Source organism: Mesorhizobium sp. B2-3-13, assembly GCF_006442195.1.
Taxonomy (GTDB): domain Bacteria; phylum Pseudomonadota; class Alphaproteobacteria; order Rhizobiales; family Rhizobiaceae; genus Mesorhizobium; species Mesorhizobium salmacidum.
In genome coordinates this window covers 165,088-178,834 of sequence record NZ_VFVQ01000001.1, presented here as the reverse complement: position 1 = coordinate 178,834, position 13,747 = coordinate 165,088, and the positions used below count along the sequence as shown (strand labels likewise).

Here is a 13,747-nt window from a genome sequence, read left to right as displayed (position 1 = left end):
CTATTGCATGCCGCCCAAAAAGTGGACCCGGTTTCGGGATAACGACAGGCACGAAAACAAAAAGATTTAGAGCGGCACCCGACAGTTGGAGTCGCAGCGCCGCACTATCTTTTTGTTTGAGCTTCGGATCAATCCGAAAAAGCGCGCTGCGCGCTTCGCTCGGAGGTCAGGCGCCGGTAATCAGCTTCCCGGCCTTGGATATCCACGATCCGGCATTCTCGCGCGGTGCCAGCCCATTGCTCTGCAGCAGCTTGTAGGAATCCTTGTACCACGAGCTGTCGGGATAGTTGGTACCGAGCACCGCGGCGGCCGTCTGGGCCTCCGAGGTCAATCCCATCGCGTAATAGCTTTCGGTCAGGCGCGCGAGCGCTTCCTCGACATGGCGGGTATTGGAATAGTTTTCGACCACTGTGCGGAAGCGCTTGACGGCGGCGATGTACTCGCGGCGCTCCAGATAATAGCGCCCGATCTGCATTTCCTTGCCGGCGAGCTGGTCGTTGGCGAACCGGATCTTTTCCTTGGCGTCGTCAACATATTCCGACGTCGGCCAGCGCGTCACCAGGTCTTGCATGGTCTGCAGGGTCTGGCGTGCTTCCTTCTGGTCCTGCGTCACGTCCTTGATCTGGCGATAGTAGCTGAGACCAATGATGTACTGGGCGTAGGCGGCGTCATCCGTGGACGGATAAAGCGCCAGGTACCGCTTTGCCGACTGGATCGCGTCGTCGTAGCTGCCCTTTCGATAGTCGGCGAACGCGCCCATCACCATCGATTTGCGCGCCCACTCCGAATAGGGATGCTGGCGGTCGACGGCGTCGAACTTCTTGCTCGCCTCGTCCAGGCGTCCCGCATTCATGTTGGCGAGGCCCTGATTGTAGAGAACGTCGGCCGGCTCGGTCTGGTCGACATAGGTCGACAAGTCGATATCTTTCTCCGACGACATGCAGGCCGACAGAAAGAGCGATGGAACAACCACCGAAAGCGCCAGGAAAACAGACCGCTGCGGCGCTTTCGATTGACCGACTCGCTTGAAGAACATGATTGGATTGCGCCCTTTCGGCGTTATTTCAATGCCCACTTTTGAGCGACATGCACTAATAGACGGCCGCAGCCATAAACCATAACCGCCTTGCCCGGCAACGCTATGTCCAGCCAATCGCACATTTTTGTGGCGGTGGACCGTGGCGTGAAAATCTATGCAATTTCGCTGATGGATGATGCATTCATGCAACACCATGCCCCATGGAATCCGAAAAAGATTAAGACAATCAGATCATCCAGGGCGCATAGAGCGGCGCGTTGACGGCGTTCATCTCGGCGGCCCGGCCACGCTCCCGGCGTGTCGTCTCGACGATCTCGAAGGCCGTGCGGTCCGACAGCAGGCGCCGCAGCGCGGCGGCGTTCAGCCTGTGACCACCGCGATAGGAGCGGAAACAGCCGATGAAGCGCGCACCGGCCAGCGCCAGATCGCCCATGGCGTCGAGCGTCTTGTGGCGCACGAATTCGTTGGGATAGCGCAGGCCGCCCATATTGATGACGCGGTTGTCATCACCGATCACCACGGAATTTTCCAGCGAGGATCCCAGCGCATAACCGGCGGCCCACAGCCGCTCGACGTCCTTCATGAAGCCGAAGGTGCGGGCCCGCGCGATGTCGCGGCGGAAAATATCGGCATTGATGTCCGATGCGAAGAGCTGACGGCCGATCGCCGGGCTTTCGAAATCGATCTCGACCTCGAAACGGGTACCGTCATAAGGCCTGAACTCCGCCCAGGAGGCGCCGTTCTCGATGCGGACCGGCTTGACCACCCTGATATATCGCCGCTTGACGGCCGACACCTCGATGCCGGCCTGGTCGATGGCTTCGACGAACGCCATGGCGCTGCCATCAAAGATTGGGACCTCGTGGCCGTCGATCTCGATGACGACATTGTCGATGCCGAGCCCGAACAGGGCCGCCATGATGTGCTCGACCGTGGCGATGTGCTCGCCAGAGGGATCGCCGAGCATTGTGCAAAGGTCGGTGGCGCCGATCTCGGAGAACAGGGCGCGGAATTCGCGGCCCTGCCCATCGCCATTAAGGAGTTGGAACACGATGCCGGTATCGGCATCCGCGGGCAGGAAACTGATGGAAACTTCTTTGCCGCTGTGAACGCCGGTGCCTGTAAGCGACGCGCGCGTCTTCACTGTCGTCTGGTGGTCGTGCAAGACAATCCCCATGAGCCCGTAATGCCTAGGTCCGCTTCTCCAGCCCGAGGGCGCGGCTCTTGTCAAATCGGCAGGCAGGGCTACTTCCCCCGAAATCCCAGCATACCGACTATGGTAGGCCGCGAAGATAATGTCCCGGCAAGGAGACTCCAAATCACGGTTTCTTACTCTTTGTAACCGCGAACTGGAACATGTACGGCACCACAACCAATTGATTATGCTGTATTTTAGACGTTAACAGGCAAGCAATTCCTTGCCTGTTAACAATTGTTACAGTCCGTTAACGGCTCAGTTGGCCTGGCGGCGCAGGAACGCCGGAATCTCCAACTGATCGTCGTCCTGAGTCGCCCTGGTCTGTGGTGTCAGGCGGCCCTGATCGTCCAGCTGACCGCGGCGCGGCGCGTAGAGCTGCGCGTCCTGGCTGGCGAGGCGGCGCACTTCCGGTGCGGCCTGGCGCAGTTTGGGCTCGCGCGGTTGCGCCGGCTGCAGCCGTGCAGGTTCCTCTTCGCGACGGGTCAGGCCATTGGTCAGGCGCTTCAGGAGACCCATCGGGCCGCTGTTCTCATGGTCCACCGGACGGCTCTTGGCGTCGACCTCGGCCTTCACGACCGGCGGAAAGTCCTCGACGCGCGGCATGCGCTGCGGCGCCATCGCGACCGGCTGCTGAACCTCACGCAGCATTTCGCGCGGCTGCGGAGCCGGCTGCATCATCTGCTGGACGACCGGCTGCACCATCGGCTGCGGCTGTGCGGGCGGCGCCTGGAAGATCTTGCTCTGCGGGCGGAAATCGTCCGCATGGGCGACCGGAGCCGGACGAGCCTGCGCCATGGCCGCGGCATTCGCTTCGGCCAACTGGATGGCTTCGGCAACCGGATCGGCGGCGCGTGGTTCATACACCGCCTGCTGGACCGGTGCCGGGCGGCTTTCCACCGGGGCGACGGCCGGCCGGGCAGCCGGCTTCGGCGGAGCGGTGCGGATCGAAATCGGCGCGGCGGCGATTTCAGCCGCCGACTTGTCGATACCGGTGGCGACCACCGAGACCCGGATGACGCCTTCGAGTTCCTCGTCGAATGTGGCGCCCAGGATGATGTTGGCGTCCTGGTCGACTTCCTCGCGGATGCGGGTCGCCGCTTCGTCGACTTCGAACAGGGTCAGGTCGCGGCCGCCGGTGATCGAGATCAGCAGGCCCTTGGCGCCCTTCATCGAGGTCTCGTCGAGCAGCGGGTTGGCGATCGCGGCTTCCGCCGCGGCCATCGCACGGCCCTCGCCCGAAGCCTCGCCGGTACCCATCATCGCCTTGCCCATCTCGCGCATCACCGAACGCACGTCGGCGAAGTCGAGGTTGATCAGGCCTTCCTTGACCATCAGGTCGGTGATGCAGGCGACACCGGAGTAGAGCACCTGGTCGGCCATCGCGAAGGCGTCGGCAAAGGTGGTCTTGTCATTGGCCAGCCGGAACAGGTTCTGGTTGGGGATGACGATCAAGGTGTCGACGCATTTCTGCAACTCCTCGATGCCGAAGTCGGCCGTTTTCATGCGGCGCTGGCCTTCGAAGTGGAACGGCTTGGTGACGACGCCGACGGTCAGGATGCCCTTCTCGCGGGCCGCGCGGGCAACAACCGGAGCAGCACCCGTACCGGTGCCGCCGCCCATGCCGGCGGTCACGAAGCACATGTGGGTGTTGGTGAGATGGTCGAGGATCTCGTCGATGCACTCTTCCGCCGCGGCGCGGCCGACTTCCGGCTGCGATCCGGCACCGAGCCCCTCGGTGACATGCGCGCCAAGCTGGATCAGCCGGGAGGCCTTCGACATGGTCAGCGCCTGCGCGTCGGTGTTGGCCACGACGAACTCGACACCGCGCAGTCCGGCGGTGATCATGTTGTTCACGGCATTGCCGCCGCCGCCGCCGACACCGAACACGGTGATGCGCGGCTTGAGCTCGGTGATGTCCGGCTTCTGCAGATTGATGGTCATTGTCTCCGTCCTTTGCCTTTCACGCCGCTTCGCCGCCGCGGCCGCCTATGGGGCTGTCCCCGTCAATTAGAAACTGTCTCTCAACCACTGACTCATGCGATGCAGTTTTCCACCAGTTCCGGTCATCCTGAGACCGGAAATGCCTTTCGCCGGATGGCTCTCGAAGCTCGCCATCTGCGGATAGATCAGAAGCCCGACAGCGGCCGAGAAAGCAGGGCCTTTCGCCGCTTCGGGCAAGCCCGCCACGCCGAGCGGGCGACCGATGCGTACATTGCGCCCCAGGATGCGGCGCGCCGCCTCCGGCAGGCCGGCCAGCTGGCTGGCGCCGCCGGTGAGTACGACGCGCTTGCCGACCGCATTGCCATAGCCGGACTTGTTCAACCGGTCGCGCAGGAGTTCGAGCGTCTCGTCGATGCGGGCGCGCACGATGCGCGTCATCACCGAACGCGGGATCTGCAGCGGCACGTCGCCATCGTCGCCGATCGGCTGGATCGAGACCAGGTCGCGGTCGTCGGCACTGCCCGGCAACGCCGAGCCGTGCATCACCTTGAGCCGTTCGGCGGCATCGAGCGAGGTCGAAAGTCCCTTGGCCATGTCGAGCGTGACATGGTTGCCGCCAATGGCGATGGCGTCGCCATGAACGAACTTGCCTTCCGAAAACACCGAGATCGTCGTCGTGCCGCCGCCCATGTCGATGCAGGCGGCTCCGAGTTCCAGCTCGTCGTCGACGAGTGCCGCCAGCCCGCTGGCATAGGGCGTCGCCACCATGCGCTCGACCGACAGGTGCGAGCGATTGATGGAAAGCTCCAAATTGCGCATCGGCGCGGCATCACCGGTCAGCACATGCATGTCGACGCCAAGCGTGTCGCCCACCATGCCGCGCGGATCGCGCACACCGCGCTCGGCATCCAGCGAGAAGCCGACGGGCAGCGAATGGACCACCTCGCGCTCGGCCTTCAGCGCCTGCTTGGCGCCGGCGCCGAGCACGCGCTTGATGTCGGCCTCGTCGGCCTCGTGGCCACCAAGGTTGATGGTGGCCGAGAAGCTTTCGCTCTTCAGCCGTCCGGCGGTCATGTTGACGATCAGCGAATCGACCGTCAGCCCGGCCATGCGCTCGGCGGCGTCGACGGAAAGGCGGATAGCATGCTCGGCACGATCGAGATCGACGATGACACCCGACTTCACGCCTTGCGATTTCTGGTGGCCGATGCCGATGACCTGGATGCGGTGCGAGCGGCCGCGCAGGAGCTTGCCGTCATCGTTCGGCTTGAGCTTGGCCACCATGCAGCAGACCTTGTTCGAGCCGACATCCAGCACCGTCAGGGTGCCCGACCGGCGCGACGAGGCATCGCCAGAACCGCCAAGCCAGCTCATATCTTCGTCTCCGGCTTGCGTTTCAGGGTTTTCGGCTTCTCGTTGAGCGCGGCTTCGCGCTGCGTCGCCGCCTGTGGCGTCAGCTCCACGACCAGCCGGTCTGTCAGGCGCATATCGACGGCGGCGATGTCGCGCGACAGCAGGCCCTTGTCATGGTCCATCTTGACGAGCTCGGCGAGCGCCTGTTCCTCGTCATCCTCGGGTAGCTTGATGGTGATGCCGTTGTCCAGCTTCAGGTCCCAGCGCCGCTCGCCGACGCGGACATAGCCTTTGATGCGACTGGCAAGGTCAGGATACTGTTCGATCCTGGCCAGGAAATCAGGCGCCTTGGCGGGCGCGCCGGTACCGATCAACAGCGGCAGCAGCACCTGCTTGCCGCCCGAGAACGGCGCGATGACAGCGCCATCCTTTTCGATGACGGAGAGGTCGTTGCCCTGCTGCCAGAGCGCGAAAGCCGCGCGCTCCTCGACGCGCACTTCGAGCGTATGCGGATAGATCTTGCGCACCGCGGCGACCTGGATCCACGGCAAGGTCGCGATGCGCTCCCGCGCGGCCTCGGCATCGAAGCCGATCAGCGAAGTCCAGCCATCGAGTTCAAGCCTGTCGAGAATGTCGATCTCTGAAGTCTGACGGTTGCCGACCACCTTGACCTGATCAACGGCAAAGCCGGTGCGGGCGGTGATGCTTTGAATGATGCCGTCGGCATGACCGCCGAGGTAGGCGCCATAGACCCCGCTCGAAGCCAGCAGCACCGACGACATGATCGCGACGGAGAACCGCGGCGCCTGGAATTCACCATCTCCAAGGCGCGTCAGGATGCGCACCGGGCGGCGAAGCACGCGCGGCAGGACGAAATGGTCCAACGACAATGGCAGGCCGAACAGCGACGGCCCGGCCGCGCCCCTCACCTTGCCCTGCCCCCATTTCAACGCAGACACGAAGCGTCCTCCACCATCCAACTCAACAGTTCACCAAACGAATGCCCGGCATGGGCGGCAATTTCAGGCACCAGAGACGTCGGCGTCATGCCCGGCTGAGTGTTGACCTCGAGCCATACAACTTCGCCATTTTCGGAGTGACGATCGTCATAACGGAAGTCCGACCGGGAAACGCCCCGACAGCCGACAGCTTGGTGAGCCTTGAGCGCCAGTGTCTGTATTTTTTGGTAAATATTCGGTGAAACTTTTGCGGGGCATTCGTGTTTTGATCCACCCGCGACATATTTTGAATCATAGTCGTAGAAGGAATGACCCGTCGGGATGATCTCGCAGACGCCAAGCGCCACATCGCCCATGACGGCGCAGGTCAGCTCGCGCCCATGGATGTAGCGCTCAACCATGACGGTATCGCCATATTTCCACTCGGACGACCCGATCACCTGCGGTGGGTGCGACTGCCCCTCCAACACGATGACGACGCCGAAGCTCGATCCCTCGCTGACCGGCTTGACCACGTAGGGCGGCTTCATCGGGTGCTTGTTCTGGATAGAGAAGCGGTTGGCGACCTTCGATTCGGCAACGGGAACGCCGACCGATTTGACGATCTTCTTCGCCTGCTCCTTGTTCATGGCAAGCGCCGAGGCGAGCACGCCGGAATGGGTGTAGGGAATGCCGAGATATTCAAGGATACCCTGGATAGTACCATCCTCGCCAAAGGGTCCATGCAGCGCATTGAAGGCGACGTCGGGCTTGATCTCGGCAAGCACCGAGCCGACATCGCGCCCGACATCGACACGAGTGACCTGATAGCCTTCCTGCTCCAGCGCATCGGCACAGGCCTTTCCCGAAGACAAGGACACGGGCCGCTCGGACGAGAAACCTCCCAGCAATACGGCCACATGCTTGTTTTTCATTCCCCGTCATCCCCTCTCACGGCGGACCAAAATCCAAGATTTCCGCAACATTGAGTCCGAGTCTCCCGGCAGGTTGCCCCCCCAGACGGAAAACGCGGGTAACGCGTCGAACGACTCAAATCAGGAAACGCTTTAGGGCAGAGAATCAGAGAGTTGATTCACTGGCAAGTACTTATGATTCCGAGAGATTCACTTTCTGAGAAAATGGATGCGAAAACCGTGTCGCTGAGTCTTTGCAGCAACGATTTCACGGCATTTCGATCCCGTTGAAGTTCACGCATCACGTGAACTTCAAGATGCGCTAAAGGAGCTGGCCGAGGAACTCCTGCACGGCATGCCCGGAGCGGAAATCGCCGATGCGCTTGATCTCCCACTGCAACCGGATGCCGGAATGCTCGAGCACCCGCGCGCGCACCGTCTCGCCGAGATATTCGAGATCGTAGCCGGTCGCGGTTCCGGTGTTGATCATGAAGTTGCAGTGCATCGGCGACATCTGCGCGCCACCGATCATTAGGCCGCGGCAACCCGCCTTGTCGATTTCCTTCCAGGCCGAGGTGCCTTCCGGATTCTTGAAGGTCGAGCCGCCGGTCTTCTCGCGGATCGGCTGCACGGTCTCGCGATGGTTCTGCACCGCATCCATCGCCGTCTTGATCACCGCTTTGTCCTCGGCAAAGCCTTCGAAAACGGCCGAGGTGAAGATCAGCCCGACGGGCGCCGCCGAATGGCGGTAGGCATATCCCATCTCGGCATTGCTCAGCGTCTGGACATTGCCCTTGCGGTCGAGCGCCCGCACCTCGACGACGTGCTCGCGCGTCTCGACGCCATTGGCGCCGGCATTCATCCTGAGCGCCCCGCCGATGGCGCCTGGAATGCCGTGGTAGAAATGGAAGCCGCCAATGCCGGCCTCGAGCGCCACCGCCGCCACACGCTTGTCGGGCGTGGCGGCACCTGCCTTGATCCTGATCGGGGAAATGACTTCAGCCTCGCCAAAGCCCTTCGCGGAAAGCCTGACGACAAAACCCGGGATGCCGCCGTCGCGGACCAGAAGGTTCGAACCGACGCCGACGATCGTCAGGGGGATCTCTTCGGGAACCGCCCTGAGGAACGCCGCAAGGTCCTCCTCGTCCGCGGGCTGGAACAGCGCCTCGGCAAGGCCGCCTGCCCGGAACCAGGTGATCTTGTCCATCTCGGCATTCGGCGTGATGCGACCGCGCAGGCCGGCCAGCCGGTCGCCAAGTCTGTCGATCAGGGCCTGGCCGTTCATCATGAGGCGGCAAGCTCCTTCGGCAGAGCATAGGCCCATTGGGTGATATTGCCGGCGCCCAGGAAGACGACGAAGTCGCCGGGCTTGGCGATGTCACGGATGACGGGTGCGATATTAGCCGGACCCTCGATATAGCGGGCGTCGCGATGGCCACCGGCGCGGATGCGCGACACCAGCGCGTCCGAGGTCACGCCGTCGATCGGCTCTTCGCCGGCGGCGTAGACCGGGGCGACCATCACCGTGTCGGCATCGTTGAAGCAGGCGGAGAACTCATTGAACAGATCGTGCAGCCGGGTGAAGCGGTGCGGCTGGGCAATGGCGATGACACGCCCATTGGTGGCGCTGCGCGCCGCCTTCAGTACCGCCGAAATCTCGACCGGGTGGTGACCGTAGTCGTCGAACACGTCGACACCATTCCAGGAACCGGTATGCGTGAAGCGGCGCTTGACGCCGGCGAAGGAAGACAGGCCCTTCTTGATCGCTTCGGCGGAGAGGCCGAGTTCGTGCGCGACCGCGATCGCGGCCGTCGCGTTGGATACATTGTGGTGACCAGGCATCGGCAGGCGCAGGCCCGCTATCGTTGTCTGGCCGCGCCCCTTGCGGTCGCGGATGATGACATCGAACTCCGAGGTCGCCCCCGCCATGCGGTGGTTGGTGAAGCGCACGTCGGCCTGTGCGTTCTCGCCATAGGTGATGACGCGCCGGTCCTCGATGCGGCCGACCAGCGCCTGCACTTCCGGGTGATCGGTGCACATCACGCCGAAGCCATAGAAAGGCACGTTCTCGACGAACTGGCGGAACGCTTCGCGCACATTGTCGAAATTGCCATAATGATCGAGATGCTCGGGATCGATGTTGGTGACGACCGCGATGTCGGCCGGCAGCTTGAGGAAGGTGCCGTCGCTTTCGTCGGCTTCGACCACCATCCACTCGCCGTCGCCCATGCGCGCATTGGTGCCATAGGCATTGATGATGCCGCCATTGATGACGGTCGGGTCGAGCCCACCGGCTTCAAGCAGTGTCGCCACCATCGAGGTAGTCGTCGTCTTGCCATGCGTGCCGCCGATGGCAACAGCCTGGCGGAAACGCATCAGCTCGGCAAGCATCTCGGCGCGGCGCACGATCGGCAACAGTTTTTCACGCGCCGCCTTCAGTTCGGGATTCGACTTCTTGATCGCGGTCGAGACCACGATGACCTCGGCGTCACCGAGATTCTCGGCCTTGTGGCCGACGAAGCATTCGATGCCCTTGTCGCGCAGCCGCTGCACATTGGCGCTGTCGGCCTGGTCGGACCCTTGCACCTTGTAGCCGAGATTGTGCAGCACCTCGGCGATGCCGCTCATGCCGATGCCGCCAATGCCGATGAAATGCACGAGGCCAATGGTCTGCGGCATCTTCATGGGTGCGTTCCCTTCCTGAAATCCGATACTGTTTTGCGGGACGCAATAGCCTCTGTGAGGTCGGCGAGCAACCGTGCCGCGTCGGGCCTGCCGACCGACTTGGCCGCGGCGGCCATCGTCGCAAGCCGCTCCGGTTGGTCCATCAGGGCGCCGAGCAGTGCCGCGATACGCTCGGACGAAAGCGACGATTGCACATACACTTCGCCGCCGCCAGCGGCAGCGAGCGCTGCCGCATTCGCTGCCTGATCGTGGTCGAGTGCAAAGGGATAGGGGACCAGCAGCGCCGGCCGGCCGATAACTGCGATCTCCGAGACAGTCGAGGCGCCGGAACGCGAGATCACCAGATGCGCCGCCGCAATGCGCGCCGCCATGTCGGTAAAAAACGGCGAGACCTCGACGGCGACGCCAAGCGCGGCATAGGCCGCCTTCACCCGCGCCACGTCGTCCGCGCGAGCTTGTTGAGTAATGACAAGGCGTCTGCGCTGTGCATCGGAAAGCAGCGCGACTGCCCCCGGCATCGCATCGGAAAAGAATTGGGCGCCCTGGCTGCCGCCGAACACCAGCAGGCGGAAAGGCTCATCCCTGGTTGAAGCGACGTAAGGTGTCCTGGCTGCTTCGAGCACAGCCGGCCTGACCGGATTGCCGGTCGTCACCGTCTTGGCGCCGGCCGCACTCTCATCCTGCGGCAGGAAGCCGCCGGCTATCGCATCGACATGGCCCGACAGCGCCCGGTTGGCGCGCCCCATCACCGCGTTCTGCTCATGGATCAGCGTCGGAACCTTGCGCCGCGTCGCCGCATAGAGCGGCGGCAAGGTCGGATAGCCGCCAAAGCCCACGACGGCCTCCGGCTTGATCCTGCCGATAATGGCGGAGGCCTGACGCACGCCGCTCCAGATTTTCCAGAAGGCGCCAAGCAGGGTGAAGGGATTTTTCGAGCCTAACGTCGCCGACTGGATCGGATGGACGGCCGCCGCCGGGAAACGGGCGGCAAACCGCTCGGCCCGGGTGTCGGTCGCCAGATGCACCGCCCAGCCGCGCTCGATCAGTTCGTGCGCCAGCGCTTCGGCTGGAAACAGATGTCCGCCGGTTCCACCCGCCGCGAGAAGGATAACGCCTCTGGCCATGTCACTCCGCCGGCATGGTGCGCTGCGGCAGCGCAAAGCCCATCTGCTTGCGCTTTTCCGGCCGCTTGCGCGTCAGCGCCAGCACCATGCCCATCGAGATGGCGATGGCGATCTGCGAGGAGCCGCCATAGGAGATGAAGGGCAGCGTCATGCCCTTGGCCGGCACCAGTTGCAGGTTGACGCACATGTTGATGACGGCCTGCAAGCCGAACACGGTGACCAGACCGCCGACGGCATAGCGGGTGAAGTCGTCATGCTCCTTGAGCGCCGTGTTGAGACCGCGCAGCACGATGAAGGCGAAGATCGACATGATGAAGAAGCACATGATCAGCCCGAACTCCTCGCCCGCGACCGAGAAGACGAAGTCGGCATGGCTGTCGGGGATGACCCGTTTGACGGTGCCCTCGCCCGGCCCGACGCCGAACCAGCCGCCATTGATCAGCGCATCGCGGCCCATGTCGACCTGGAACGTGTCGCCTTCGCCGGTGAGGAACTTGTCGATGCGCAGCGCGACGTGCGGAAACACCGTATAGGCGGCGAAGACGCCGCCGACGCCGGCGGCTCCCAGCACGATGATCCAAAGCCATGGCAGTCCCGCCATGAAGAACATAATGCCCCAGGTGCCGGTGGTCAGCATGGTTTGACCAAGGTCCGGCTGCGCTACCAGCAGCGACACGACCAAGACCAGGAGCAGCATGGCGAACAGATTGCCGGGAATGTCGGGCTGGCGCTTGTGTTCGGCGAACAGCCAGGCGCACATGATGACGAAGGCCGGTTTGAGGAATTCCGAAGGCTGGATCGACAGGCCGGCGAGCGACACCCAGCGGCGCGCGCCCTTCACCTCGACGCCGACATAGAGCACCGCCACCATCAGCACCAGCATGAGGCATAGCATGATCAGCGACATGCGCCGGATCTGCCTGGAATCGAGGAAGGAGACCGCCAGCATCACGCCGAGCGCAGGCACGGTGAAGATGATCTGTCGGGTGGCGAAATGGAAACTGTCGAGGCCGATGCGTTCGGCGACCGCGGGGCTTGCCGCGAAGGACAACACGATGCCGAGCCCCATCAGCGACAGGAACGCCGCCAGGAACCAGCGATCGATGGTCCACCACCAGGTTGCGACCGGACTTTTGTCGAGACGGCTCTGCATTATCGTGCCCCTCCGATGGGTTTGACACCATCTATAGCGCTCGCAGCTTGCCTGAAGGCTTCGCCGCGGACCTCGAAATTCTTGAACTGGTCGAAACTGGCGCAGGCCGGCGACAACAGCACCACTGCCTCGCCGCTGTCGTCTTTGGCTGCGTCATGCGCGGCGTGCTCGACCGCGGCGGCCAGCGTGCCCGAGATCTCATAAGGCACGGCCTCGCCGAGCGTCGCCGAAAAGGCGGGTGCGGCCTCGCCGATCAGAAAGGCCTTGGCGATGCGCGGGAAGAAGCCGCGCAGCGGCTCGATGCCACCTTCCTTCGGCAGGCCGCCGGCGATCCAGTAGATGCGGCTGAAGCTGGACAGCGCGGGTGCCGCGGCATCGGCATTGGTCGCCTTGGAATCGTTGACGAACAGCACATGGTCCTTGCGGCCAACCTGCTCCATGCGATGGGCGAGACCCGGAAAGCTTTCCAGTCCGGACTGGATCTCGCCGAGGTCGAGCCCGACCTTGAGGCAGGCGGCGACGGCGGCTAGAGCGTTCTGCGCATTGTGCTGGCCACGCAGCGAGCCGATGCCTTCGAGGAAGGCGACCCGGCTGTAGCGGCCATGCACGGCCTCCATCATGTTGGTGCCGTCGGCGAAATAGCCGTCGGTCAGCGGCAGACGCTTGGAAATGCGGATGACCTGCCGCCCTGCCCGCTCCAGCCGATCGGCGATCTGCGCGCACCAGGAATCGTCGATGCCGATGATCGCCGTCTCGCTGCCTGCCACCAGCCGCTCCTTGATCGAGGCGTAGTGCTGCATGGTGCCGTGGCGGTCGAGATGGTCGGGCGTCAGATTGAGCAGGATACCGGCCGTCGGATTGATCGAGGGCGCAAGGTCGATCTGGTAGGACGAGCATTCGACCACGTAGTGGCGATCGGGCTTCGGCGGATCGAGCGTCATCACCGCGCGGCCGATATTGCCGCCCATCTGCGTGTCGCGTCCGGAGGCCTTGAGAATATGCGCCGTCAGCGCGGTCGTTGTCGACTTGCCGTTGGTGCCGGTGATGGCGATGAAGGGAGCATCCGGCGAACGCTGCGTCCGCTCCCTGCAGAACAACTCGATATCGCCGATGACCTCGACGCCCGCCCCGCGCGCCAATTCCACGGTCCAGTGCGGCTTGGGATGGGTCAGCGGCACGCCGGGCGACAGCACGAAGGCGGAAAACCCAGCCCAGTCGGCGCCACGCAGATCGCCAGTGGCGATACCGGTGGCTGCCGCCTTGGCGACACTGTCGGGATTGTCATCCCAGGCCAGCACCTCAGCGCCGCCCTCGATCAGCGCGCGCGCCGTGGCGATCCCCGAGCCGCCGAGTCCGAAGAGCGAAACACGCTTGCCTGCGAAGGATGCGGCGGGGATCAAAT

At 63.5% G+C, this 13,747-nt stretch carries 11 protein-coding genes; all 11 read right to left on the bottom strand.

Features of this window, described 5'->3' with window-relative positions; all coding sequences use genetic code 11:
- Positions 1 to 166 precede the first annotated feature (166 nt).
- Positions 167 to 1,036: an outer membrane protein assembly factor BamD gene (locus tag FJ941_RS00785; RefSeq protein WP_027141655.1), complete on the bottom strand. Its 870-nt coding sequence runs from the start codon at positions 1,034 to 1,036 to the stop codon at positions 167 to 169.
- A gap of 229 nt (positions 1,037 to 1,265) precedes the next feature.
- Positions 1,266 to 2,216, bottom strand: a complete 951-nt coding sequence (gene lpxC, locus FJ941_RS00780; RefSeq protein ID WP_140502429.1) for a UDP-3-O-acyl-N-acetylglucosamine deacetylase — start codon at positions 2,214 to 2,216, stop codon at positions 1,266 to 1,268.
- Positions 2,217 to 2,492: 276 nt separating this feature from the next.
- Positions 2,493 to 4,178 (bottom strand): cell division protein FtsZ, encoded by a 1,686-nt coding sequence (gene ftsZ / locus FJ941_RS00775; protein ID WP_140502428.1) that lies wholly within the window; start codon positions 4,176 to 4,178, stop codon positions 2,493 to 2,495.
- Between the two features lie 66 nt (positions 4,179 to 4,244).
- The gene (gene ftsA, locus FJ941_RS00770) at positions 4,245 to 5,552 is read right to left on the bottom strand and encodes a cell division protein FtsA (RefSeq protein ID WP_015317215.1); all 1,308 of its coding nucleotides are present in this window, start codon (positions 5,550 to 5,552) and stop codon (positions 4,245 to 4,247) included.
- Positions 5,549 to 6,490, bottom strand: a complete 942-nt coding sequence (locus tag FJ941_RS00765) for a cell division protein FtsQ/DivIB (protein ID WP_140502426.1) — start codon at positions 6,488 to 6,490, stop codon at positions 5,549 to 5,551. The genes ftsA and FJ941_RS00765 overlap by 4 nt, the downstream gene beginning before the upstream one ends.
- The gene (locus FJ941_RS00760; RefSeq protein WP_140502425.1) at positions 6,478 to 7,404 is read right to left on the bottom strand and encodes a D-alanine--D-alanine ligase; all 927 of its coding nucleotides are present in this window, start codon (positions 7,402 to 7,404) and stop codon (positions 6,478 to 6,480) included. Before FJ941_RS00760 ends, FJ941_RS00765 begins: the two co-directional genes overlap by 13 nt.
- Positions 7,405 to 7,705: 301 nt before the next feature.
- Positions 7,706 to 8,671, bottom strand: a complete 966-nt coding sequence (gene murB / locus FJ941_RS00755; protein WP_140502424.1) for a UDP-N-acetylmuramate dehydrogenase — start codon at positions 8,669 to 8,671, stop codon at positions 7,706 to 7,708.
- Complete coding sequence (gene murC / locus FJ941_RS00750) at positions 8,668 to 10,068, bottom strand: UDP-N-acetylmuramate--L-alanine ligase (RefSeq protein ID WP_140502423.1); 1,401 nt, start codon at positions 10,066 to 10,068, stop codon at positions 8,668 to 8,670. The genes murB and murC overlap by 4 nt, the downstream gene beginning before the upstream one ends.
- Positions 10,065 to 11,192, bottom strand: coding sequence for an undecaprenyldiphospho-muramoylpentapeptide beta-N-acetylglucosaminyltransferase (gene murG / locus FJ941_RS00745; RefSeq protein WP_140502421.1), 1,128 nt, complete (start codon positions 11,190 to 11,192; stop codon positions 10,065 to 10,067). The genes murC and murG overlap by 4 nt, the downstream gene beginning before the upstream one ends.
- 1 nt (position 11,193) lies before the next feature.
- Positions 11,194 to 12,345 carry a putative lipid II flippase FtsW gene (gene ftsW, locus FJ941_RS00740; protein WP_140502420.1) on the bottom strand — a complete coding sequence of 384 codons (1,152 nt, stop codon included), beginning with the start codon at positions 12,343 to 12,345 and terminating at the stop codon, positions 11,194 to 11,196.
- The gene (murD, locus tag FJ941_RS00735; RefSeq protein ID WP_140502419.1) at positions 12,345 to 13,745 is read right to left on the bottom strand and encodes a UDP-N-acetylmuramoyl-L-alanine--D-glutamate ligase; all 1,401 of its coding nucleotides are present in this window, start codon (positions 13,743 to 13,745) and stop codon (positions 12,345 to 12,347) included. The genes ftsW and murD overlap by 1 nt, the downstream gene beginning before the upstream one ends.
- Positions 13,746 to 13,747 lie beyond the last annotated feature (2 nt).